The organism is Bacillus cereus group sp. MG9, assembly GCF_040459995.1.
Classification (GTDB): Bacteria; Bacillota; Bacilli; order Bacillales; family Bacillaceae_G; genus Bacillus_A; species Bacillus_A mycoides.
This window is the reverse complement of record NZ_JARVHC010000001.1, coordinates 3,723,859-3,749,639: the sequence shown is the minus strand read 5'-3', so window position 1 is coordinate 3,749,639 and position 25,781 is coordinate 3,723,859. Positions and strand designations below refer to the sequence as shown.

Sequence of the window (25,781 nt, the reverse complement as noted above, 5' to 3'; positions counted from 1 at the left end):
ATATGACAGAACGTGATCGTTATACAAATGAAGAAAAAGAAGCTGAGCCGAAAGAAGTTCCAAAAGAGGCTTCTATAGTGGAGAAAATTCAGCAACTTGGACAGACAAATGTACCACAAATGAATGAATCGCGTATTCATTGCTTAACAATTGTTGGGCAGGTGGAAGGTCATATTCAGTTGCCACCACAAAATAAAACAACAAAATATGAACACATCATTCCGCAAATTGTCGCGATTGAACAAAATCCAAAAATTGAAGGTTTACTGTTAATATTAAATACAGTTGGGGGTGACGTTGAAGCTGGATTAGCGATTTCTGAAATGGTGGCTTCGCTTTCAAAACCAACTGTATCTCTTGTTTTAGGAGGAGGGCATTCAATCGGTGTACCGATTGCGGTCTCAACTGATTATTCATTTATTGCCGAAACAGCGACGATGACAATTCATCCAATTCGTTTAACAGGTCTTGTTATAGGTGTGCCACAAACATTTGAGTATTTGGATAAAATGCAAGAAAGAGTCATTCGATTTGTGACAAAGCATTCGAAAGTAACGGAAGATCGTTTTAAAGAGCTTATGTTTGCAAAAGGGAATTTGACGCGAGATATTGGGACGAATGTAATAGGTGGAGATGCAGTGAAGTATGGTCTTATAGATGGTGTCGGTGGTATTGGTAGCGCACTTCGAAAATTAAACGAATTAATTGATGAACGCAAGGATAATAGTACAGAAGGGACAATGCTACAATGATTTTATATACAATTATGCCAGAGCAACTTGTGTATCCGGCCGATTATTCACAATGCGAAAGCCAAAAAGTTGTGAATATAAATGGCGTGGAATTAGTGGTTTCTGAGGAGGATAATCAATGTTACTCTATTGTACGTGTATTAAGTACGAATCCGTCTCACTACCTAGAGTTTGAGCCTGGACAGAAAATTACCTTTTAGCAAAAAGAAGGATTTTGTTTAGGAGCTATGGTATAATATAAAAAACAAGACGGTTGAGCAGCCATGAGTAGGCTGCTTTCTTCTGTTTATTTAACATTTTACAAGAAGTGTAAAAATAGAAGGTATAAAGACCTGAAAAATAGAGAGAAAGACATGTAAGTAGATCTTTTTTATAAGAAAGTTGTACTTAATTTCTAGAACACGAGGTGAAGAAATGGCAAAACAAAAGCAAAGAGGGACGAAGGCTAAGGCAAGACGTACGATAAAGCCAACTTTGTATTATGAAATCGTCGGGTTGACTCTTTTTGCACTTTCGATTATTACGATTTTACAGCTAGGTGTTGTAGGGAAATCGTTTGTGTTATTTTTTCGCTTCTTCTTTGGTGAGTGGTACATAATTGGTGTGTTAGGTGTAATAGCTTTATCTGTTGCGTTTGTAATAAAGCGGGGATGGCCCAACCTTTTAAATAAACGGCTAATAGGTGTTTATTTAATTGTACTAGCAATATTAATGTTTAGTCATATTACATTATTTAACCTGCTTACGAAAGATGGAGCTGTGCAAAATACTTCTGTAATTGTTAGTACAAAAGATTACTTCTTCCTTGAAATGAAAAAGGGCCCGGATAGTGTTCATTTAGGTGGTGGTATGTTCGGTGCATTGATGTTCGCAACGTGCTACTTCTTATTTGACGAAGTAGGGGCATATATCATTGGAATTATTTTAGTTATTCTTGGAATACTTTGTATAACAAATAAACATATTGGAGAAGTACTTGCTCCGGTAGGGAGAATTCTTAGAAGTCAGTTTCAAGTAATGCAAGGGGATTATAAAGATTGGAAATCTCAAAGGGTCGCCGAGCAAACTGAAAAGAAAAAAACAACAAGAAGCAAGAGGCGTGAACGTGTTGCTGAACAAGAAGAAGCTATTGAGCCAGTAGAAGAAATAGAAATTGGTCCACCAATTATTTCGAATTTTACTGAGAATTATCCAGTACGTGAAGAGACGGAAAAGCAGATAGAAGAAAATGATTTAATCACTCCTCCGTTTATTGAAGAGGCAGTTCCGCCTGCGCCAGAAGAACAACCTCACAAGAAACGAGGAGAAAAAATCGTTGAATCGCTAGAAGGTGAAACGAAAGCACCTCCTATGCAATTTTCTAATGTGGAAAATAAAGATTATAAGCTTCCTTCGCTTGATATATTAAAGTTTCCCCAAAATAAGCAAGTTACAAATGAAAATGCGGAAATTTATGAAAATGCTCGTAAATTGGAACGTACATTCCAAAGTTTTGGTGTGAAAGCGAAAGTAACAAAAGTACATAGAGGTCCTGCAGTTACGAAATATGAAGTGTATCCTGATATGGGAGTAAAGGTAAGTAAAATTGTTAGTTTAAGTGATGATTTAGCGCTTGCTTTAGCAGCGAAAGACATTCGTATTGAAGCACCTATTCCCGGGAAATCAGCTGTAGGGATTGAGGTTCCGAATTCAGAAGTTTCTATGGTAACGCTGAGAGAAGTTCTTGATTCAAAGGCGAATAACCACCCAGAAGAGAAGTTATTAATCGGTCTTGGACGTGATGTTACAGGAGAGGCTGTATTGGCACGTTTAAATAAAATGCCCCATTTATTAGTAGCTGGTGCGACTGGTAGTGGAAAGAGTGTATGTATTAATGGAATTATTGTAAGTATTTTAATGCGTGCAAAACCGCATGAAGTAAAATTAATGATGATTGATCCGAAAATGGTAGAGTTAAATGTATATAACGGTGTTCCGCACTTATTAACACCAGTCGTAACTGATCCGAAAAAAGCATCACAGGCTTTGAAGAAAGTTGTGAGTGAAATGGAGCGTCGTTATGAATTATTCGCGCATAGCGGTACGCGTAACATTGAAGGATATAATGATTATATTAAAGAACATAATAGCCAATCGGAAGCGAAACAACCTGAATTACCATATATTGTAGTAATTGTGGACGAGTTAGCTGATTTAATGATGGTTGCTTCTTCGGATGTAGAAGATGCGATTATGCGTTTAGCGCAAATGGCACGTGCTGCTGGTATTCATTTAATTATTGCGACTCAGCGCCCGTCAGTTGATGTTATCACAGGTGTTATTAAAGCGAATATTCCATCGCGTATTGCATTTGCTGTATCTTCCCAAATAGATTCTCGAACGATTCTTGACGGTGGTGGTGCAGAAAAGTTGCTAGGTCGTGGAGATATGTTATTCATACCAATTGGTGCATCGAAACCTGTTCGTGTACAAGGGGCATTTTTATCAGATGATGAAGTTGAGAGAGTCGTAGAATCTGTTATTGCGCAGCAAAAAGCGCAATATCAAGAGGATATGATTCCACAAGATGTTCCTGAAACAAAGCAGGAAGTAGAAGATGAATTATACGATGAAGCGGTTCAGCTTGTAGTAGAAATGCAAACAGCATCTGTTTCTATGTTACAACGTAGATTTAGAGTAGGATATACGCGAGCAGCTCGTTTAATTGATGCCATGGAAATGAATGGTGTAGTAGGTCCTTATGAAGGTAGTAAACCAAGGGGAGTACTCATTAAAGATGTGCAAGAAAAAAGTTCTTAAAAAAAGCCTAATTGTTTTTACAATTAGGCTTTTTTATATGCTGTTTTTGTTATATACTATAGTCATCGACTAAGAAAGGGCTTACATTTTTAAGGGTCCTTTAGAATACGAATGCTTATCGTTTTGGTTTTCAAAACGTTCGATATTTAATGTAGAAAAATGTTGAAATCTGTTGACACATATGGGAGCAAGTGGTAAGATTACTTCGAAAAGAATCACTGCCTCATATAATCTTGGAGATAAGGTCCATAAGTTTCTACCTGGCAACCATGAATTGCTAGACTATGAGGGGAAAAGTGTGTAACAAAGGATGTAAGGAATCTTTGTGCCGAACTTTTTCTCTATATGAGAAATGTTTATGGTACAAAGTTTTTTTTATGGAATAAAGTGTGAAAATTTCATCTTGAAAAATTATTAATATTTATTCGATAATTACGCTTATTTTTAGTATTTAGTAATTTATACTATGTTGTAAGTTGAAAAAAGAGAAAAGAAGTCTTACATCAGAGGTCGAATAATTGAAATGCGGGGGAGTCTTATGTCAGTAAAATCCGATAGTCGTCACCTATATTTGCGGGTGATTGATCACATCAAAGGAAAAATTAAAGATGGGGCTTACAAAGAAAAACAAAAGTTACCTTCAGAGTTTGATCTAGCGAAAGAACTTGGTGTAAGTAGGGCAACTTTAAGGGAAGCACTACGTATTTTAGAAGAAGAAAATGTTGTTATTCGTAGACATGGTGTAGGGACATTTGTAAATGCGAAGCCGTTATTTTCTTCCGGAATAGAGCAACTTTCTAGTATTACAGATATGATTTCTAGTGTGGGGAAAACACCAGGAACAATCTTTTTATCATCATCTACAACAACTTTAACAGAAGAAGAAAAAGAGAAATTTAATTGTGAAGATGCTTTTAGCGCAGTAATGATTGAACGTGTTCGTACAGCGGATGGGGAACCAGTTGTATATTGCATTGATAAACTGGCAAAAGAGATATTACCAGATTTATCGGGATACAATGAGGAATCGCTGCTTACAGTAATACATAATAATACGCACAAGCGTATCACATACGCAGTTGCTCACATTGAACCGATTGGTTATCATCCGAAAATTTCACCGATTTTAGAATGTGAACCTGAAACGGCACTGCTAGTTTTAAAACAAATGCACTATGATCAAAATGATGAGCCAATCTTATATTCTATTAATTACTTTAGAGCTGATAAGTTTAGCTTCCACGTATTAAGAAAACGTATGTAGGGAAGTTCCTTTTTAGGGAGGTGACAGCAAGAAGTAAGGGACAGCAGCGTATGAATCATTAGACAAAACATTTCAGGAGGGGTTTCTAGTATGAAGAAAAAAACAGGTCTTTTATTATCGTTAACGTTAGCAGCAAGTACAGTGTTAGGTGCATGTGGTAACTCGGATAAAGCGGATAGTGACAAAAAAGGGGATAAAGAGTTTAAGGTTGGTATGGTTACAGATGTTGGGGGCGTTGATGACAAATCATTTAACCAATCTTCTTGGGAAGGATTACAACAGTTTGGTAAAGATAATGGATTAAAAGAGAAGACAAATTATCGTTATCTTCAATCTGAAAAAGAAGCGGATTATATTCCGAACTTAAAGAAATTTTCAAAAGATAAGTATGATTTAGCTTTCGGTATTGGGTATAAATTAGAGGGAGCAATTAAAGAAGTAGCAAAAGAATCTCCAAAACAACAATTTGCAATTGTTGATACTGTTGTAGATGCACCAAACGTAACAAGTATTACATTTAAAGATCATGAAGGGTCATTCCTTGTAGGTGCGGTGGCAGCTATGTCAACAAAATCGAATAAAGTAGGATTTGTTGGTGGAATGAAGAGTGATTTAATTAGTAAATTCGAGAATGGATTTAAAGCTGGTGCTAAGGCAGTGAATCCAAATATTGAAATCGTATCTGAATATGCTGAAGCATTCGATAAGCCTGAAAAAGGTACAGTTCTTGCGTCAGCAATGTATGGTCAAGGCGTAGATGTTATTTATCATGCTGCTGGTGGTACAGGTAACGGTGTATTCACTGAAGCGAAAAACCGTAAGAAAAAAGGTGAAAACGTTTGGGTAATCGGTGTTGACCGTGACCAAAATCAAGAGGGTATGCCTGAAAACGTAACATTAACTTCAATGGTAAAACGTGTTGATATCGCTGTACAAAAAGTAGCAAAAGAAGCGAAAGATGGAAAATTAAAAGGTGGTAAAATTGAAGCGTTTGGCTTAAAAGATGACGGTGTTGGTATTGCAAAAACAACTGATAACGTGAAAAAAGTTAACCCTGAGATTTTAACAAAAGTAGAAGAATTTGAAAAGAAAATTACAGCTGGAGAAATTAAAGTACCAGCTACAGATAAAGAATATAAAGAATATGAAGCTTCTCTAAAAAAATAAAGATAGAGAAATAGCAAAGGTTAGTTCTTAGAACTAACCTTTGTATGTATAAAACTTCCAAATTGCTTAATAAGTTAATAGTGTAATAGGGGAATGTTCCCTGTTAAAAGGAGGAACGAAATGGAATACGTAATTGAGATGAATAATATTACGAAAGTATTCCCAGGCATTGTAGCGAATGATGATATTACGCTGCAAGTAAAACAGGGAGAAATACATGCTTTACTTGGAGAAAATGGTGCAGGGAAATCCACATTGATGAATGTACTATTCGGTTTGTATCAGCCAGAACAGGGTGAAATTAAAATTAAAGGAACACCTGTAAAAATTACAAATCCGAATATTGCGAATGATCTTGGTATTGGGATGGTCCATCAACATTTTATGCTTGTTCATAATTTTACAGTTACAGAGAATATCATTCTCGGTAATGAACCGAAGAAAAAAGGGAAAATAGCTGTTGAAGAAGCTGCTAAAGAGATTCAAAAGTTGTCTGAACAATATGGTTTAGCTGTAGATCCATACGCGAAAATACAGGATATTTCTGTTGGTATGCAACAGCGTGTTGAAATTTTAAAAACACTTTACCGTGGAGCGGAAATTTTAATATTTGATGAACCGACTGCAGTGTTAACACCACAAGAAATTCATGAATTGATTCAAATTATGAAAAAGCTTGTGCAAGAAGGAAAATCTATCATTCTTATTACTCATAAATTGAAAGAAATTATGGAAGTTTGCGATCGTTGTACAATTATTCGCAAAGGAAAAGGGATTGGAACTGTTGACGTTGCAAATACGGATGAACATAAACTTGCAGAATTAATGGTCGGACGTCAAGTGAATTTTAAAACAGAAAAAATAGACGCTACGCCCAAAGAAGAGGTACTTTCTATTGCAAATCTTGTTGTTCACGATGCACGCCAACTGCCTGCTGTAAAAGGCCTTGACTTAACTGTTCGTGCGGGGGAAATTGTTGGTATTGCAGGAATCGATGGAAATGGACAAAGCGAATTAATAGAAGCAATTACTGGTTTACGAAAAGTTGAGTCAGGTTCTATTGCAATTAAAGGGAAAGAAATAACGAATTGGCCTGTTCGAAGAATTACAGAAGAAGGAATTGGTCATATTCCAGAAGATCGTCATAAGCACGGACTAGTTCTTGATTTTTCTGTTAGAGACAATATAGTTTTGCAAACGTACTATAAAAATCCATTTTCAAAGAAGGGGATTTTAAACTTTAGCAAAATCACAGGGAAAGCGAAGGCACTTATTGAACAGTTCGATGTACGTACACCTAGCGAACAAACATTAGCGCGTGCTCTATCTGGTGGGAATCAGCAGAAAGCTATTATTGCACGTGAAGTAGATCGTAATCCGGATTTATTAATTGCAGCACAGCCAACACGTGGTTTAGATGTAGGTGCAATTGAATTTATTCATAAAAAATTAATCGAGCAGAGAGATAATGGGAAAGCGGTTCTTCTTTTATCTTTAGAATTAGAAGAAATTTTAAATGTGAGTGATCGGGTTGCGGTTATCTATGAAGGGAAAATTGTAGCAATTGTGAATGCGAAAGGCACAAATGAACAACAGCTTGGTTTGCTAATGGCTGGAGGAACAGAGAAAGAGCAGGTGGGTACAAATGGCTAAAAAACTTTTAACAGAGCGAACGATAAATATTTTAGTCCCAGTACTATCCGTTATTTTTGGTTTAATTGTTGGAGCGATTGTAATGCTGGTTAGTGGCTATGATCCAATTGTTGGTTATAGTGCGCTTTGGACAGGTATGTTCGGCAGTGCTAGTGCGATTGGTGAGACACTTCGCACTATGATACCACTTATTCTTGCTGGATTATCGGTGGCGTTTGCATTTCGTACAGGTTTATTTAATATCGGGGTAGAGGGTCAACTATTAGTTGGTTGGCTTGCGGCAGTTTGGTTCGGTTATGCGGTCTCACTACCAGCGTTTCTTCATATTCCATTATCTATTTTATTTGCAGCAATGGTGGGTGGAATATGGGGCTTTATTCCTGGTTATTTAAAAGGGAAGTTTAAGGTTAATGAAGTTATTGTAACAATAATGATGAACTATATCGCGTTATATGTAACGTATGACATAATTAAACGCTTTTTACATGAGGGCAATGATAAAACATACGATATTAAAGCGAGTGCATCTTTATCTTCAGATTGGTTAGCTGCAATAACTGATGGTTCACGTCTTCACTGGGGAATTATTGTTGCAATTTTAGTAGCAATCTTAATGTGGTTCTTATTAGATCGAACAACTCTAGGTTATGAATTAAAGTCAGTAGGATTTAATCAACATGCTTCTCAATATGCAGGTATGAAGGTTTCTCGTAATGTAGTATTCTCCATGACAATTGCTGGTGCATTTGCTGGGATTGGTGGAGCAATGGAAGGGTTAGGAACATTCCAAAGCATGACAGCAATGTCTTCATTTACAGGGATTGGATTTGACGGAATTGCCGTAGCGCTTCTTGGAGGAAATAATCCATTTGGTATTATCCTTTCAGCATTGTTATTTGGTGGTTTGAAAAGTGCTTCCCCTCAAATGAACTTTGAGGCAGATGTACCATCAGAACTTATTAACGTAATTATTGCATGTATTATCTTCTTTGTTGCATGTAGTTATGTTTTAAGATGGGCGCTTACACGCATGAGCAAGGAGGGGAAATAAATGAGCTTTTTAGATATATTAGCCATTCTTGTGACAGGTACGTTATATACATCAGCACCTTTAATTTTTACAGCATTAGGTGGTGTATTTAGTGAACGATCAGGTGTTGTAAATATTGCGTTAGAAGGACTAATGCTATTTGGTGCATTTGTTGGAATTGTTACAACCTTATTAATGGGTGATACTTGGGGAACGATGACTCCATGGATTGCATTACTATTTGCGGCAATTGGTGGTGGATTATTTGCATTACTTCACGCGGTAGCATCTATTACGTTCCGTGCTGATCAGGTTGTAAGTGGTGTAGCGATTAACTTCTTATCTCTTGGTTTAACAGTATTTGCGATTAAGAAGATTTTTGATAAAGGGCAGACAGATTTTATTCAATACCGTATTGAAAAAATCGATGTCCCAGGTCTATCAGATATTCCAGTTATCGGAAAAATATTTTTCTCAAACGTACCGTTAACATCGTATATTGCCATTATTTTAGCATTTGTTGTTTGGTACATTATTTATAAAACACCGTTCGGTCTTCGTCTACGTGCTGTTGGTGAACATCCAATGGCAGCAGATACGATGGGGATTAATGTATATAAAATGCGTTATATTGCAGTTTGTATATCTGGAATGTTTGCAGGAGTGGGTGGTGCGGTCTTCGCAATGTCGATTTCTGGTAACTTCTCAGGTGCTACAATTACTGGACAAGGTTTCTTAGCACTAGCAGCTATGATCTTTGGTAAATGGAATCCACTTGGTGCTCTTGGAGCAGCATTGTTCTTCGGATTTGCTCAATCACTTGGGATAACAGGTGGTACAATTCCTATATTAAAAGAAATTCCAAGTGTATTCTTAACGATATTACCGTATGTATTTACAATATTAGCACTTGTTGGTTTTGTAGGCCGATCTGAAGCTCCGAAAGCATTAGGAACGCCTTATGAAAAAGGAAAACGATGAGTATTTAGAAAGTATAAAAAAAGCTCGCACATTAGTGCGGGCTTTTTTACATAGAATATATTTAATACGGAATTTTACTATGTTCCTTACATATTAAAGTTTTTAGAAAGACTCAAATGTAAGCATAATAAGGAAGAAAAGTTGATTTTTTATTTCTAAAAACTGTATATTGAAGAGGAATATTCCTACATACGTAAAGGAGGGCTATTAATGAAACTAATGGAACAGCAACTGCATGAATTAGGTGGCTTGCGAGTACATATTATTCCGACTGATAAATTTAAAACAAATACCTTTGTATTTCGTTTTAAAGCACCTTTAAATGAGGAGACGGTGACAGAGCGTGCCCTATTGCCGTACGTATTGCAAAGTGCGACAGAAAAACTGCCTTCTGTAATTCGTCTTCGTCAATATTTAGAAGAATTATATGGATCTTCTTTAGCGGTAGATGTAAGTAAAAAAGGGGAAGACCATATCATCTCTATTTATGTAGACATTGCAAATGAAACATATTTACGCGATGCACCACCGTTATTTGAAAAAGCGCTTTCTATGTTATCTGATATTGTTTTACATCCAGCAACAGAAGGGGACGGTTTTCTATCTTCTATTGTAGAAAGTGAGAAACGAGCACTCTTGCAACGAATTGAAGCTACTTATGATGATAAAATGCGTTATGCAAATGAGCGTTTAATTGCAGAAATGTGCAAAGTAGAACCATATCGCTTAAGTGCAAATGGAAAAAAAGAAAGTGTTGCTTCTATTACAAATGAAAGTTTGTATCAATATTATCAAAAAGTGTTAGCTGAAGATGAAATGGATTTATATATCATTGGTGATATTTCGGAAGATGCTGTGGAGCTTGTAAATAAGTATTTTTCGATCTCACCTCGCGCTATGAAAGAGAGAAATGTACTTCTTCATAAACGAAATAATGAAGAAAAAGAAATTGTTGAAAAACAAGAACTAAAGCAAAGTAAATTAAATATCGGCTATCGCACATTCATTACGTATAAAGATGAAGATTATTTTGCATTACAATTGTTTAACGGATTATTTGGAGGGTTTTCTCATTCGAAGTTATTCGTAAATGTCCGTGAAAAAAATAGTTTAGCGTACTATGCAGCATCGAGATTTGAAAGTCATAAAGGTTTGCTCTTCGTTATGTCTGGAATTGAAGCGAAGAACTTTGAAAAAGCTGTTGAAATTATTAAAGAACAGATGAAAGCAATGCAAAGCGGTGATTTTTCAGAGGAAGAGATTCAGCAAACGAAAAGTGTAATTCAAAATCAAATCTTAGAGGCAATTGATACACCACGTGGTTTTGTTGAAATGCTTTATCACGGGGTGATTTCAGAGCGTACGCGTCCAGTTGAAGAATGGCTAACGGGCATAGAAAGCGTGACGAAAGAAGAGATTGTGAAAGTTGCTAATAATATTGAACTAGATACAATTTACTTTTTACATGGAACGGAGGGAGAATAAATGGAGAAAATTGTGTATGAGCAATTAAAAGAGACGCTATATTATGAAAAACTTCCGAATGGATTAGACGTATATATCTTACCGAAACAAGGCTTCAACAAAACATTTGCAACATTTACGACGAAGTACGGTTCTGTTGATAATACATTTGTACCGCTTGGAAAAGAAGACATGACTCGTGTACCAGATGGAATTGCTCATTTCCTTGAGCATAAATTGTTTGAAAAAGAGGACCATGACGCGTTTCAATTGTTTAGTAAACAAGGTGCTTCAGCGAACGCTTTTACATCTTTTACAAGAACCGCTTATCTCTTTTCCTGTACATCAAATGTAGAGAGAAATTTAAATACGTTGTTAGACTTTGTACAAGAACCGTATTTCTCTGAAAAAACGGTTGAAAAAGAAAAAGGTATTATCGGTCAAGAAATTCAAATGTACCAAGATAACCCAGACTGGCGTTTATACTTTGGGTTAATCGATAGTTTGTTTGTGAAACATCCAATTAAAATTGATATTGCAGGGACGATTGAGTCTATTAGTAAAATTACAAAAGACCTACTGTATGAATGTTATGAGACTTTTTACCATCCGAGCAACATGTTATTATTTGTTGTTGGAGCGATTGATCCTGAAAAAACAATGGATTTAGTTCGTGAAAATCAAGCGAAAAAAGATTACGAAAATCAACCAGAAATCGTTCGCTCTTTTGAAGAGGAACCAGAAGAAGTAAATGAAAAGAAAAAGATTATTTCAATGCCTGTTCAAACTCCAAAATGTTTAGTTGGTATTAAGGCAACGAATTTAAAAGAAAGAGGGCAAGCTCTGTTAAAACAAGAAATTGCACTTACATTACTTTTAGATTATTTATTTGGAAAAGGGTCAGTTCATTACGAATCTTTATATAATGAAGGTCTTATTGATGATTCGTTCTCGTATGACTATACAGAAGAAAATAACTTCGGTTTTGCAATGGTTGGTGGAGATACGAAGCACCCTGATGAATTGGCAGAGCGATTAAAAGGTATTTTACTACAAACGAATTATGATCAGTTAGATGAGACTGCGCTGGAACGGGTGAAGAAAAAGAAAATTGGCGGATTTTTAAGATCGTTGAATTCACCTGAATATATTGCAAATCAGTTTACACGATATGCGTTTAATGAATCTAGTTTATTTGATGCTCTTACAGTGTTAGAAGGATTAACTGTTCAAGACCTACAACAAGCAGCAAAAACATTATTAATTGAAGAGAAAATGAGTGTCTGCCAAGTGTTACCAAAAAAATGAAGTAACATGTGAATAAAAAACGCAGTATCTATATCCCTCATCTAACGTTTGGTTATTGCCAAATGGTAAGATGAGGGTATTATTTATTTATATATAAAAAGATAAGAGAGGGAATTTATGAAAAAGTATGCATTAGTAACTGGAGGAAGCGGAGGGATTGGCTCTGCTATTTCGAAGCAGTTAATCGAGGATGGTTATACAGTCTATATTCATTACAATAAAAGCGAAGAGAAGGTAAGGGGGTTACAAAAGGAGTTTGATGCAGTGATTCCTGTGCAAGCAAATTTAGCTTCTATCGATGGAGCAGAGAAATTGTGGGGACAAATCGAACATCCTATTGATGTTATTGTATACGCAGCTGGAAAGAGTATATTTGGATTAGTAACGGATGTTACGAATGAAGAATTAGATTATATGGTGGAGCTTCAAGTGAAGAGTGTATATAGACTTTTATCGATGGCGCTTCCACCGATGATCGGGCGGAGAAGTGGTAATGTTGTTGTTATTTCATCCATTTGGGGGCAAATAGGAGCGTCTTGTGAGGTGCTGTACTCAATGGTGAAAGGTGCACAAAATTCATATGTGAAGGCTTTAGCGAAAGAAGTTTCTCTAAGTGGATTGCGCGTTAATGCGGTAGCGCCAGGTGCGATCGAAACAGAAATGTTAAATGTATTTTCAGAAGATGATAAAAATGAAATTGCTGAAGATATTCCATTAGGTAGAATAGGACTACCCGAAGAGGTAGCAAAAACAGTATCATTCCTCGTTTCGCCAGGAGCTTCTTATATTACGGGGCAAATTATCGGAGTGAATGGCGGTTGGCATTGCTAAAAAATTCTTACATAAAAAACAAGAAATTGTACAAATTAAGCATGATTCTATTACTAAAATAGTGAGGTGCTTAAACATGTCAGTGTTAGATAATTTTGATCAGTGGAAGAGCTTTTTAGGAGAACGTTTAGAACAAGCGGGGGGAAAAGGGCTTGATGGTGGTGCCGTATCAGATATGGCATTTCGTGTTGGTGATTATTTAGCAAATGAAGTAGAAGCGCGCAACGATCAAGAAAAATTATTGTCTGAGCTTTGGAAAGTTGCTGATGAACAAGAGCAACATACAATTGCAAATTTAATGGTGAAGTTTGTACAACATAAGTAAAAGTAGAGAGGAGCTTCTCCTCTCTACTTTTTTTGTATAGTAATTAGGAGGAATAGATTATACATTTAGCTTCCCTATTAAGGTGAAATCATATAATATAGTACGTAGGTGTAAAGTAAGCGTAGGGGAGTGATCTTGGATGATTGAATGGTATTTTGAATATGAAATACATAAAAACCGACCTGGCTTACTTGGTGACGTTTCTTCGTTAATCGGTATGCTTGGCATCAATATTGTCACAATTAATGGTGTAGATAATGCACGACGTGGACTTTTGCTTATGTGTGATAATCAAGAGCAAATCTCTAGACTTGAATCAATTTTAAATACGATGGATAATATAACGGTAACGAAATATCGTCCGCCAAAGCTTAGAGATAAGCTAGCAGTTAGACATGGTAGGTACATACAACGAGATGCAGATGATAAGAAAACATTTCGATTTGTGCGTGATGAATTAGGATTGCTTGTAGACTTTATGGCGGAGATAATGAAAAAAGAAGGTCATAAATTAATTGGGATACGAGGAATGCCTCGTGTCGGAAAAACAGAATCTATTGTTGCCGCAAGTGTTTGTGCAAATAAGAGATGGTTATTCGTATCATCTACTCTCATTAAGCAAACTGTTCGTAGCCAATTGATTGAAGATGAGTATAGCGACGATAATATTTTCATACTAGATGGAATTGTGTCGACAAAGCGTGCAAATGAAAGACACTGGCAGCTCGTTCGTGAAATCATGAGATTGCCTGCAACGAAAGTTGTGGAACATCCGGATGTGTTTGTGAGTCAGTCAGAATACACATTGGATGATTTTGATTATATTATCGAATTGCGTAACGATTATGATGAAGAAATTCAATATAATTTAGTAGATGAAATTGAGCAAGGTACGCAAAACAATTTCTCTATGTTCGACTTTTAAAGAAATATTGAGGTGTTAGTAGTGACGGAATTAGGACAAAAGCTGACAGAAGCAAGAGAAGCGAAAGGCTTATCTATTGATCAGCTGCATGAGATTACAAAAATTCAAAAACGCCATTTAGTAGCGATTGAAGAAGGCAATTATGATGTGTTGCCAGGAGCTTTTTATGCGCGTGCATTCATTAAACAATATGCAGATGCTGTTGGATTAAATGGAGAGGAACTGCTTGTGGAATATCAGAGTACGATACCACAGTCTGAAAAACGTGAAGTTCCACAAGTATCAACTGGACAAAAAACACAAGAAACAATGCAAAAATCTTCATCATGGCCAATTGCGGATCATATGCCCAAAATTTTGATTGCGTTGTTAGTAATCGCATTTGGAGTGGTAGTCTGGTTTGTTATTCAAGCGTTAACTGGAAAAGATGATAGGCAAGTTCAAAATGCTCAAAGTGAGAAAATTGAGGTTCAAAAAGCAAAAAATTCTCCGTTAGATACGAAGAAAGATGAAGCGAAAGCGGAAGAACCAAAAAAAGAAGAACCAAAGAAAGAAGAACCAAAGAAAGAAGAGCAACCAGCGCAACCAACTGGACAACAAGAAGTGAAGGTAGTTGGAACGAGTGGTAAGGTATCTACTTTGGAAATTCATAATAATAAAACATTAGAACTGGAAATTTCAGCGAAGGGTGCAAGCTATGTAGATGTTAAAGATGATGCGGGTAACGAAATTCTAAACACTACAGTACAAAGTGGTCAAACAGAAAAACGTGATTTATCAACAGTAAAAGAAGTGCGGCTTAATATTGGAAGTGCACCGAATGTTGAAATTAAACTGAATGGCCAAGTGGTTACTTTCCCATTAGATCCAGCAAAAGAATATCACCAAAGATTGGTGATAAAAAACCAAGGGATAGGGCAAGCTGCGCAATAACAGTCATCGCTTCGATGACTTTTTTCAATGAACAAATGTTTTTGACATGATGGAGGAATAGCTGTGAATTTACCAAATAAAATTACAATATCTAGAATCTTCTTAATTCCAATTTTTATGGTAATTATGTTAGCGCCCTTTGAGTGGGGCTCATTTATAATTGGTGATGTAGAGTTACCAATTCAACATTTAGTAGGGGCACTTATCTTTATTATTGCTTCGGCTACAGATTGGATTGATGGACATTATGCAAGAAAGTATAATCTTGTAACGAATTTAGGGAAATTCCTTGACCCGTTAGCAGATAAATTACTTGTTTCGGCAGCACTTATCACATTGGTAGAAATGCAATATGTACCTGCTTGGATCGTTATTGTAATTATAAGCCGTGAGTTTGCAGTAACAGGTTTACGCCTTGTACTTGCTGGGACAGGGGAAGTAGTTGCAGCAAATCAGCTAGGGAAAATTAAGACATGGACACAAATTATTGCAATTGCAGCATACTTATTACATGATGTACCGTTAAATCTACTTCATATTCCAGTTGCAGATATTTTCATATGGATTGCATTATTCTTTACCGTTATTTCAGGATGGGATTATTTCTGGAAAAATAAAGATGCTTTTGTAAACTCAAAATAGAAGTTTATGGGGGAATTGGGATGAATGCTGAAATTATTGCGGTTGGAACGGAATTATTACTTGGACAAATTGCAAATACAAATGCCCAGTTTTTATCTGAAAAGTTAGCTTCAATCGGAATTAACGTGTACTACCATACTGTTGTTGGGGATAATAACAAGCGATTACAGAAGGCAATTGAATTGGCTGAAGAACGAGCTGATATGCTCATTTTTACAGGTGGATTAGGACCGACAAAAGATGATTTAACGAAAGAAACAATAGCGTCTAGTTTAGATGAAGAGCTTGTGTATGATGAAAAGGCATTAACATCGATAAGCGATTATTTTAAGCGTACAGGCCGTGAATTTACGGAGAATAATAAAAAGCAGGCGCTCGTTTTAAATGGATCGACTGTATTTGCGAATGATCACGGTATGGCGCCTGGTATGGGATTAAATACGAATGGAAAAGTTTATATTTTATTACCAGGACCACCAAAAGAAATGAAGCCGATGTATATAAGTTACGTAGAGCCTTTTTTATGTAAGTTTACAACGGGGGAAAATATTTATTCTCGTGTTCTTCGTTTTTTTGGTATTGGGGAATCTCAATTAGAGGTGAAAGTTCAAGATTTAATTGATGGACAAACGAACCCAACCATTGCACCACTTGCAAATGATGGAGAAGTGACATTACGTTTAACTGCCAAACATCATGATGCTGATGAGGCGGAGAAACTGATTCAGCATGTGGAAGATTTGATTTTAGAAAGAGTAGGAGAATTTTTCTACGGATATGACCAAGATTTCCTTCATTACAAGGCAATAAGGCTATTGAAGGAAAAAGGGTTAACTTTAGCGTGTGCAGAAAGTTTAACAGGTGGTCTTTTTGGAAATCAAGTAACAGAAAATGCTGGTGTTTCGTCTGTATTTAAAGGCGGTGTCATTTGTTATCAAAATGATGTGAAGCAACAAATTTTACATGTGCCTGAAGAAGTGTTACGTACTGATGGCGCGGTTAGTAAACAGTGTGCTCGCTATCTTGCTGAAAATGTAAAGGAACTGTTAAAAGCAGATATCGGAATTAGTTTCACTGGGGTGGCAGGACCGGATGCTTCAGAGCATAAAGAACCAGGAACAGTATTTATTGGATTGGTGATTAAAGATGAACCAGCTGTAGTCTTCTCGCTTAATTTAAGTGGAAGTCGTCAACAAATTAGAGAACGCTCTACAAAATATGGATTTTATCATTTATTTAAAAAGCTAGAAGAGATATAAATTTCTTCTAGTTTTTTTTGTTGGAAAACCTAGTTTTATTCGATATAAAATAAAAAAATCGAATAAATGTTCGATTTTTGTTGGCAAATTGAATTGAAAATAGGTATAATAAGATTAGCAATTTAGTTAAGGAGGAATTTTGAATGAGCGATCGTCAAGCGGCATTAGATATGGCGTTAAAACAAATAGAGAAGCAATTCGGTAAAGGTTCAATTATGAAATTAGGAGAACAAGCGGAGCGTAGAATTTCTACAATTTCAAGTGGTTCTTTAGCACTTGATGTGGCACTAGGGGTAGGCGGATACCCACGTGGCCGTGTTATTGAAATTTATGGACCTGAAAGTTCAGGTAAAACAACAGTTTCATTACACGCAATCGCGGAAGTACAGCGTCAAGGTGGACAAGCAGCGTTCATTGATGCGGAGCATGCAATGGATCCTGTATATGCACAAAAATTAGGTGTTAACATAGATGAATTACTATTATCACAGCCTGATACAGGGGAGCAAGGACTAGAAATCGCAGAAGCACTTGTACGAAGTGGAGCGGTTGATATTATCGTAATTGACTCTGTGGCAGCTCTTGTACCGAAAGCTGAGATCGAAGGGGACATGGGTGACTCTCACGTTGGTTTACAAGCACGTTTAATGTCACAAGCACTTCGTAAACTTTCAGGTGCAATCAACAAATCAAAAACAATCGCAATCTTTATCAACCAAATTCGTGAAAAAGTTGGGGTTATGTTCGGGAACCCAGAAACAACTCCAGGTGGTCGTGCGTTGAAATTCTATTCAACTGTCCGTCTTGAAGTACGTCGTGCTGAGCAGTTAAAGCAAGGTAACGATATTGTTGGTAATAAAACGAAAGTAAAAGTAGTTAAAAATAAAGTAGCACCGCCATTCCGTGTTGCTGAAGTTGATATTATGTACGGAGAAGGTATTTCAAGAGAAGGTGAAATCTTAGATATGGCTTCTGAACTTGATATCGTTCAAAAGAGCGGTGCTTGGTACTCTTATAATGAAGAACGCTTAGGACAAGGTCGTGAAAATTCGAAGCAATTCTTAAAAGAGAATACGGATTTAAGAGAAGAAATTGCCTTCTTTGTTCGTGAACATCACGGAATTGGTGAAAACTCTGGTGTTGAAGACACGGAAGATTCAACTCGTCAAGATTAAAAAATAAAAGACACGGTCCCGTGTCTTTTATTTTTTAATCCACTATGAAAGCGTTATATATAGCTGGAGATAAAATATTTATTCTATCCAAAAGGCTATGTGTAAAGGGGAATATTCATGTATTTTAAGTGAATGAATTGGGATTTTCTAAGGTTTTCCAGGATAATATGCTGTCTGTTTTTTAAATCCATATAAGATTCAGGGCTTAAGGTAAAGAAAGTAAAAGTAGACAACGCTTGACAATGAAAATTGCGATAGATACAATGAGAATGTATATTTTTTCTTATATACGATATACTCTTCTCAAGAAGAGAAGTAATATTCGGAGTAAGACTTAAATCTTGCCGAAATAATAATATGACATTTTAATTGTGAAATGAAGAAAGTCCCTTAAAAAAGCGGGACGACGGTCTTTGCTGTACGTTGTAATTCAATGTACATGCCGACAGTCTTTTTTCATTCATAGCAAGGGGAGGTGAAATCATGAGTAGTAGTACAGTTTGGATACTCATCTCCATTTTGCTTGCAACAGTCGGTGCAGTTGTTGGCTTTTTTGTTCGAAAGTCTATTGCTGAAGCGAAGATTAATGGTGCAGCTAATGAAGCAAAACGTATTCTAGACGAAGCGAATCGTGATGCTGAAGCACTTAAGAAAGAAGCGCTTTTAGAAGCAAAGGATGAAATTCATACACTTCGTACAGAAGCTGAATTAGAAATTCGTGACCGTAGAAGCGAATTACAAAAACAAGAAAATCGTTTAATGCAAAAAGAAGAGAACCTTGATCGTAAAGACGAAACGCTCGATAACCGCGAGCGACAGTTAGAAAAGAAAGAGGAATCTCTTGTAGCGAAACAACAACAGATTGAAGAGTTGGAAAGCAAAGTGGGAGAGTTAGTTCAAAAGCAACAAACAGAATTAGAGCGCATTTCCAATCTGACCCGCGAACAAGCGAAAGCAATTATTCTTGGTAAAGTGGAAAGTGAAGTTTCTCATGAAATTGCCGTTATGGTAAAAGAAAGTGAAGTTCGCGCGAAAGAAGAAGCGGATAAGAAGGCAAAAGAGATTTTATCTCTTGCAATGCAAAGATGTGCAGCTGATCATGTTGCTGAAACAACCGTTTCGGTTGTAAATCTTCCAAATGACGAAATGAAGGGACGTATTATCGGACGTGAAGGTCGTAACATTCGTACGTTAGAAACGTTAACAGGTATTGACCTTATTATCGATGATACACCAGAAGCGGTAATTCTATCTGGATTTGACCCGATTCGTCGTGAAACAGCTCGTATCGCTCTTGATAAACTAGTACAGGACGGACGTATTCACCCAGCGCGTATTGAAGAGATGGTCGAAAAATCAAGACGTGAAGTGGACGAGTATATTCGTGAAGTCGGAGAGCAAACAACGTTTGAAGTGGGTGTTCATGGCTTACATCCAGATTTAATTAAAATTTTAGGTCGTTTAAAATACCGTACAAGTTACGGACAAAACGTCTTAAAACACTCTATGGAAGTTGCATATTTAACTGGACTTATGGCAGCGGAGCTTGGTGAGGATGAAAAACTAGCAAGACGTGCTGGTCTATTACATGATATCGGAAAAGCAATCGATCATGAAGTAGAAGGTAGTCACGTTGAAATTGGTGTTGAACTCGCAACGAAATATAAAGAGCATCCTGTTGTAATAAACAGTATCGCATCTCACCATGGTGACACAGAACCAACTTCTATCATTGCAGTTCTAGTTGCTGCAGCAGATGCATTATCAGCTGCAAGACCGGGAGCTCGTAGTGAAACGCTTGAGAATTACATTCGTCGTCTTGAAAAGTTAGAAGAAATTTCAGAGTCTTATGAAGGCGTAGAAAAATCTTTCGCAATTCAAGCAGGACGTGAAGTTCGTATTCTGGTAAAACCAGATACAATTGATGATTTAGAAGCTCATCGTTTAGCTCGTGATATTCGAAAACGTATTGAAAATGAACTGGATTATCCAGGACATATTAAAGTAACTGTTATTCGTGAAACACGTGCAGTGGAATACGCAAAATAAAGTGGTGAAACACCACTTTATTTTTTTGTGTTGGAATTGGGTAAAATAAAGAAAATTATTTATGAGCAGTATGCAAGTGAAAGAAACTTATAATAGATAAATTGTAACTGTTGTAAGGAAATAGCTTTAAGGTTATAGTATGGTAATAAAAAATGTAGTACATAGAAAGGGTAAGACATATGAGAATATTATTTGTTGGGGATGTAGTAGGATCTCCTGGTAGAGACATGATTCAACAGTACGTACCGGCATTAAAGAAGAAATATACACCGACAGTAACAATTATTAATGGAGAAAATGCTGCGGGTGGACGTGGAATTACGGAAAAAATATATCGAAACTTTTTAGAGTGCGGGGCACAAGCGGTTACGCTTGGAAACCACGCTTGGGATAACCGTGAAGTATTTGAATTTATCGATGATGCAAAATATCTTGCAAGACCAGCTAACTTCCCAGAAGGAACGCCGGGAAAAGGGCTTATCTTTGTAAATTGTAATGGAACAGAAGTTGCAGTTATTAACTTACAAGGACGTACTTTCCTTCCTCCAATTGATTGTCCATTCCGTAAAGTGGATGAGTTAATCAGTATTGCAAAAAAACGTACAAACATTATCTTTGTTGATTTTCATGCTGAAACAACAAGTGAGAAGCAGGCGTTAGGTTGGTATGTAGACGGTCGTGCTACAGCGGTAGTAGGTACACATACACACGTTCCTACAGCTGATAATCGTATTTTACCAAGCGGAACAGCTTATATTACAGATGTTGGTATGACAGGCCCATATGATGGGATTTTAGGTATGGATCGCGAAGCGGTATTGAAGAAGTTTTTAACGAACTTACCAGTGCGTTTTGAAGTGACGAATGGTAGAACACAATTAAGTGCAGTGTTAATTGATGTGGATCCTAATACAGGGAAAGCAAAGAAAATTGAGCGCATTTTAATTAATGATGACCAGCCATTTTTTGACTGATTTTTAACGAAAAGTTAGAGAATTCGTTATATTTTAATTTTTTAGAAAAATTACAGAAATTTAGCAGGAATACGTGCCATTCCTCGTGAATATAAGTTAAAGTGAAATAATTGCTATTACTTTTTATAGAAACGAGGAGGAAACGCGGAATGGAAATATTAAAAGTTAAAGCAACGTCGGTCCCTAATTCTGTAGCTGGTGCACTTGCAGGTGTTATTCGCGAACGCGGAACAGCAGAAATTCAAGCTATTGGTGCAGGTGCATTGAACCAAGCGGTAAAGGCAGTAGCAATTGCAAGAGGATTTGTAGCGCCTAGCGGTTTGGACTTGATTTGTATCCCAGCGTTTACAGATATTATGATTGATGGTGAAGAGCGTACAGCGATAAAATTAATTGTAGAACCTCGTTAAGTTGAAACAACCTGTTTGCATGTATGCAAACAGGTTGTTTTTGTAATGGAGGAATGAAAATGAAAATTTTTGATGCACATTGCGATGTACTCTTTCAGTTATGGAGTGCAAAGGGAAAAAAAGACTTTCAAAACGATTCACAATTACATATTACATTTGAACAATTAATGAAAAGAAAAGGAAGTATACAATGCTTTGCTATATATATACCAGAAACAGTAGCGTATGAAAAGCGTTTTGAAGTTGCGCTGCAAATGATAGATATTTTTCATAATGAAATTCTATCGCTACCAGGAATGAAGTTTATTCAGACAAAAAACGATATTAACATGCTAAAACAGGACGAGATTGGAGCATTATTAACATTAGAAGGATGCGAAGCAATTGGAAAAGAAGAGATGAAATTACGTTTGTTTTATCGCTTAGGTGTACGTTCCTTTGGATTGACATGGAACTATGCCAATCTGTTAGCTGATGGAGCGCTAGAGGCACGTGGAGCAGGTTTAACTACATTTGGTAGACAAGTTGTACAAGAACTTAATACGTTACATTTATGGACCGATGTGTCTCACTTAAATGAAAGAAGCTTTTGGGATGTTATTGAAATTGCTAAAAACCCAATTGCATCTCATTCAAACTGTTATCAACTTTGTGGGCATCCACGCAATTTAACCGATGAACAAATAAGAGCCCTTATAAAGAAAAATAGCATTATTGGTATTACTTTCGTACCGCAGTTTTTAACGAATGAAAGACAAGCGAATATAGCAGATATATTAAGGCATGTGGAATATATTTGTTCATTAGGTGGAGAAAAAAATATAGGATTCGGTTCTGATTTTGATGGGATTTTAGAAACTGTTGTAGGTGTAGAAGTATATAGGGATTATGAAAATATAATTAATCAACTGTGTAAAAAGTATAATGAATCAACTGTAGAGCGATTTTTGTATAAAAATTTTGTTGACTGTATAACGTTCTAAAGAATATGTTTTAAAAATTCAGAAGAATTAAAATAAATTCACTTGAATTTATTGATTTTTTTAAGACCTAATACTAGAATGGTAAACGAAATAGCATTATACTAAAGATTCAGGGAAAACAGAAGAGGCATAATTTGCGTCCATTGTAGTTTATTTGCATAAAAAATGCTAAACTAATACTGTAAAAAAATACACTACAATGAATGCAGCCAAAAGGGGTGTAGGAGATGATTAGTCAACTTTCATGGAAAGTTGGAGGCCAACAAGGTGAAGGAATTGAAAGTACAGGGGAAATCTTCTGTATTGCATTAAACCGATTAGGATATTACCTATACGGTTACCGCCACTTCTCATCACGTATTAAAGGCGGCCATACAAATAATAAAATTCGTGTAAGTACAACAGAAGTACGCGCGATCTCAGATGATTTAGATATTTTAATTGCTTTTGATCAAGAAACAATTGATTTTAACTTCCACGAACTACGTCCGGGCGGAATTGTAGTTGCGGATGCGAAATTTAATCCGACAATACCTGATAATACAGATGTAAATCTATATGTGATACCGTTTACAGATATTGCTTCAGAATTAGGCACATCTTTAATGAAAAATATGGTTGCTGTTGGGGCATCTAGTGCGGTATTAGGATTAGACGAAACAGCTTATTTAGAGGTTGTTGAAGAAATCTTTGGTCGTAAAGGAGAGCAAGTCGTTCAAAAGAATATGGAAGCAATTAAACGCGGCTCTCAATACATGAAAGAATTGCTTGGTGAGAAAGTAAACATGATGCAGCTTGAAAAAGCTGACGGTAAGAAACGCATGTTTATGATTGGAAACGACGCAATCGCATTTGGTGCGGTAACTGGTGGCGCTCGCTTTATGTCTGCATATCCAATCACACCTGCATCTGAAATTATGGAATATTTAATTAAAAAGTTACCGAAAGTCGGCGGAACAGTAATCCAAACTGAGGATGAAATCGCAGCTTGTACAATGGCGATCGGTGCAAACTACGCTGGTGTTCGTACATTAACAGCATCTGCTGGTCCTGGTCTTTCTTTAATGATGGAAGCAATTGGTTTAGCAGGTATTACTGAAACACCGCTAGTTATCATTGATACACAACGCGGTGGTCCAAGTACGGGCTTACCAACAAAACAAGAGCAGTCTGACTTAATGGCTATGATTTACGGAACACATGGTGAAATTCCAAAAATCGTAATGGCGCCAAGTACAGTTGAAGAAGCTTTCTATGATATTGTAGAAGCGTTTAACTTAGCAGAAGAATATCAAGTGCCTGTTATTTTCTTAACAGATTTACAGCTTTCTTTAGGAAAGCAAACAGTAGAACCACTTAAGTTAGATAAAGTGGAAATTCGTCGTGGTAAGCTTGATTTAGAAGTAGAATTACCAGAACGTGAAAATAAAGCATACTTCAAGCGTTATGAAGTAACAGAAGATGGAATTTCACCACGTGTTTTACCTGGTATGAAAAATGGTATTCACCATGTTACAGGTGTAGAACATGATGAAACGGGTAAACCATCTGAATCAGCGTTAAATCGTAAAGATCAAATGGACAAACGTTTCCGTAAAATGGCGAATTTACAGTTTAATACCCCTATTTACAAAAATGCTAAGCATGATGACGCAGACGTATTGTTAGTAGGCTTTAACTCAACTCGTGGTGCGATCGAAGAGGCAATGCAGCGTTTAGAACAAGAAGGAATGAAAGTAAACCATGCCCATGTACGTTTAATTCATCCGTTCCCAACAGCTGAAATCGATCCACTTGTGAAAAAAGCGAAGCGTGTTGTAGTAGTAGAAAACAATGCAACTGGTCAGCTTGCTAACATTATGAAAATGAATCTTGGCAATGGCGAGAAAATTTCTAGTCTTTTAAAATACGATGGAAATCCATTCTTGCCGAAAGAGATTTACAACGAATGTAAAAAAGGGGTTGTATTAAATGGCAACATTTAAGGACTTTCGTAACAGTGTAAAACCAAACTGGTGCCCAGGTTGCGGAGACTTCTCGGTGCAGGCTGCGATTCAGCGTGCGGCAGCTAACGTTGGTTTAAATCCAGATGAGCTAGCTGTTATTTCTGGTATCGGCTGTTCCGGTCGTATTTCAGGGTATATTAATTCATATGGTTTGCATAGTATTCACGGACGTGCTCTTCCAATTGCACAAGGTGTGAAAATGGCAAATCGTGATTTAACAGTTATTGCATCCGGTGGTGACGGTGATGGTTTTGCGATTGGTATGGGACATACAATCCATTCTATTCGTCGTAACATTGATATTACGTACATCGTAATGGATAACCAAATTTACGGATTAACAAAAGGGCAAACTTCACCACGTAGTGAAGCTGGATTTAAAACGAAAAGTACACCACAAGGTTCAATTGAACCATCACTAAATGTTATGGAAATGGCTTTAACAGCTGGTGCGACATTTGTGGCGCAAAGCTTTTCAAGTGATTTAAAAGAATTAACGCAAATTATTGAAGCTGGTATTAACCATAAAGGCTTTTCATTAATTAATGTATTTAGTCCATGTGTTACTTATAATAAAGTAAATACTTATGATTGGTTTAAAGAGAATTTAACGAAACTAAGTACAGTAGAAGGATATGATCCATCTAACCGCATGATGGCTATGCAAACATTAATGGAAAAGAACGGGTTAGTAACAGGTTTAATTTATCAAAACACAAAGCAGCCTTCTTACCAAGAGCTTGTAAAAGACTATAGTGAAAAACCTTTAGTGCAAGCTGATTTGAATATGGATCAGAAAATGTTTGATGAGCTTGTTGCTGAATTTATGTAATAATCGGAGAGAAGGTTGC

General features: G+C 36.6%; 23 protein-coding genes and 1 riboswitch. All 23 genes read left to right on the top strand.

Annotated features, from left to right (window positions below; all coding sequences use genetic code 11):
• Positions 1 to 2: 2 nt before the first annotated feature.
• On the top strand, positions 3 to 752 hold the full coding sequence (gene tepA / locus QCI77_RS19090) for a translocation-enhancing protein TepA (protein ID WP_002014582.1): 750 nt from the start codon (positions 3 to 5) through the stop codon (positions 750 to 752).
• Entirely contained in the window at positions 749 to 952 is a 204-nt protein-coding gene (locus QCI77_RS19085) for a YlzJ-like family protein (protein ID WP_002088064.1), read from the top strand. Before tepA ends, QCI77_RS19085 begins: the two co-directional genes overlap by 4 nt.
• 214 nt (positions 953 to 1,166) lie before the next feature.
• Positions 1,167 to 3,551 (top strand): DNA translocase FtsK, encoded by a 2,385-nt coding sequence (locus QCI77_RS19080; RefSeq protein ID WP_002014584.1) that lies wholly within the window; start codon positions 1,167 to 1,169, stop codon positions 3,549 to 3,551.
• Between the two features lie 203 nt (positions 3,552 to 3,754).
• Positions 3,755 to 3,856: riboswitch (purine riboswitch) on the top strand.
• Between the two features lie 233 nt (positions 3,857 to 4,089).
• The gene (locus QCI77_RS19075) at positions 4,090 to 4,815 is read left to right on the top strand and encodes a GntR family transcriptional regulator (RefSeq protein ID WP_002088063.1); all 726 of its coding nucleotides are present in this window, start codon (positions 4,090 to 4,092) and stop codon (positions 4,813 to 4,815) included.
• Positions 4,816 to 4,905: 90 nt separating this feature from the next.
• Positions 4,906 to 5,982, top strand: coding sequence for a BMP family lipoprotein (locus QCI77_RS19070; RefSeq protein WP_002190493.1), 1,077 nt, complete (start codon positions 4,906 to 4,908; stop codon positions 5,980 to 5,982).
• A 120-nt stretch (positions 5,983 to 6,102) separates the two neighbouring features.
• Positions 6,103 to 7,635, top strand: a complete 1,533-nt coding sequence (locus tag QCI77_RS19065; RefSeq protein ID WP_002142848.1) for an ABC transporter ATP-binding protein — start codon at positions 6,103 to 6,105, stop codon at positions 7,633 to 7,635.
• On the top strand, positions 7,628 to 8,686 hold the full coding sequence (locus QCI77_RS19060) for an ABC transporter permease (protein WP_002190491.1): 1,059 nt from the start codon (positions 7,628 to 7,630) through the stop codon (positions 8,684 to 8,686). Before QCI77_RS19065 ends, QCI77_RS19060 begins: the two co-directional genes overlap by 8 nt.
• Complete coding sequence (locus QCI77_RS19055) at positions 8,687 to 9,646, top strand: ABC transporter permease (RefSeq protein WP_002033690.1); 960 nt, start codon at positions 8,687 to 8,689, stop codon at positions 9,644 to 9,646.
• A 210-nt stretch (positions 9,647 to 9,856) separates the two neighbouring features.
• Positions 9,857 to 11,131: an EF-P 5-aminopentanol modification-associated protein YfmF gene (yfmF, locus tag QCI77_RS19050; protein WP_002033691.1), complete on the top strand. Its 1,275-nt coding sequence runs from the start codon at positions 9,857 to 9,859 to the stop codon at positions 11,129 to 11,131.
• Positions 11,132 to 12,418: an EF-P 5-aminopentanol modification-associated protein YfmH gene (gene yfmH, locus QCI77_RS19045; RefSeq protein ID WP_353825363.1), complete on the top strand. Its 1,287-nt coding sequence runs from the start codon at positions 11,132 to 11,134 to the stop codon at positions 12,416 to 12,418. It abuts the gene before it with no gap.
• Positions 12,419 to 12,535: 117 nt separating this feature from the next.
• A complete protein-coding gene (gene ymfI / locus QCI77_RS19040) occupies positions 12,536 to 13,249 on the top strand; it encodes an elongation factor P 5-aminopentanone reductase (RefSeq protein ID WP_353825362.1) in 714 nt (237 codons plus the stop codon).
• Between the two features lie 76 nt (positions 13,250 to 13,325).
• A complete protein-coding gene (locus QCI77_RS19035) occupies positions 13,326 to 13,574 on the top strand; it encodes a DUF3243 domain-containing protein (RefSeq protein WP_000114449.1) in 249 nt (82 codons plus the stop codon).
• A 139-nt stretch (positions 13,575 to 13,713) separates the two neighbouring features.
• Entirely contained in the window at positions 13,714 to 14,499 is a 786-nt protein-coding gene (locus QCI77_RS19030) for a DUF3388 domain-containing protein (RefSeq protein WP_000574107.1), read from the top strand.
• A 21-nt stretch (positions 14,500 to 14,520) separates the two neighbouring features.
• Positions 14,521 to 15,432, top strand: a complete 912-nt coding sequence (locus QCI77_RS19025; protein WP_002142844.1) for a helix-turn-helix domain-containing protein — start codon at positions 14,521 to 14,523, stop codon at positions 15,430 to 15,432.
• Between the two features lie 63 nt (positions 15,433 to 15,495).
• Complete coding sequence (pgsA, locus tag QCI77_RS19020) at positions 15,496 to 16,074, top strand: CDP-diacylglycerol--glycerol-3-phosphate 3-phosphatidyltransferase (RefSeq protein ID WP_002014596.1); 579 nt, start codon at positions 15,496 to 15,498, stop codon at positions 16,072 to 16,074.
• Positions 16,075 to 16,094: 20 nt separating this feature from the next.
• Positions 16,095 to 17,333 carry a competence/damage-inducible protein A gene (locus QCI77_RS19015; protein WP_002014598.1) on the top strand — a complete coding sequence of 413 codons (1,239 nt, stop codon included), beginning with the start codon at positions 16,095 to 16,097 and terminating at the stop codon, positions 17,331 to 17,333.
• 143 nt (positions 17,334 to 17,476) lie between these two features.
• Positions 17,477 to 18,508 carry a recombinase RecA gene (gene recA / locus QCI77_RS19010; protein ID WP_002014599.1) on the top strand — a complete coding sequence of 344 codons (1,032 nt, stop codon included), beginning with the start codon at positions 17,477 to 17,479 and terminating at the stop codon, positions 18,506 to 18,508.
• A gap of 483 nt (positions 18,509 to 18,991) precedes the next feature.
• Positions 18,992 to 20,557 carry a ribonuclease Y gene (gene rny / locus QCI77_RS19005; protein WP_002014600.1) on the top strand — a complete coding sequence of 522 codons (1,566 nt, stop codon included), beginning with the start codon at positions 18,992 to 18,994 and terminating at the stop codon, positions 20,555 to 20,557.
• Positions 20,558 to 20,736: 179 nt separating this feature from the next.
• Complete coding sequence (locus tag QCI77_RS19000) at positions 20,737 to 21,531, top strand: TIGR00282 family metallophosphoesterase (protein ID WP_002014601.1); 795 nt, start codon at positions 20,737 to 20,739, stop codon at positions 21,529 to 21,531.
• A 149-nt stretch (positions 21,532 to 21,680) separates the two neighbouring features.
• The gene (spoVS, locus tag QCI77_RS18995) at positions 21,681 to 21,941 is read left to right on the top strand and encodes a stage V sporulation protein SpoVS (RefSeq protein ID WP_000404341.1); all 261 of its coding nucleotides are present in this window, start codon (positions 21,681 to 21,683) and stop codon (positions 21,939 to 21,941) included.
• Between the two features lie 59 nt (positions 21,942 to 22,000).
• Positions 22,001 to 22,924, top strand: coding sequence for a dipeptidase (locus tag QCI77_RS18990; RefSeq protein WP_012261534.1), 924 nt, complete (start codon positions 22,001 to 22,003; stop codon positions 22,922 to 22,924).
• 227 nt (positions 22,925 to 23,151) lie between these two features.
• On the top strand, positions 23,152 to 24,909 hold the full coding sequence (locus tag QCI77_RS18985) for a 2-oxoacid:acceptor oxidoreductase subunit alpha (protein WP_002014603.1): 1,758 nt from the start codon (positions 23,152 to 23,154) through the stop codon (positions 24,907 to 24,909).
• Positions 24,896 to 25,762 (top strand): 2-oxoacid:ferredoxin oxidoreductase subunit beta, encoded by an 867-nt coding sequence (locus QCI77_RS18980; RefSeq protein ID WP_002088040.1) that lies wholly within the window; start codon positions 24,896 to 24,898, stop codon positions 25,760 to 25,762. Before QCI77_RS18985 ends, QCI77_RS18980 begins: the two co-directional genes overlap by 14 nt.
• Positions 25,763 to 25,781: the final 19 nt, after the last annotated feature.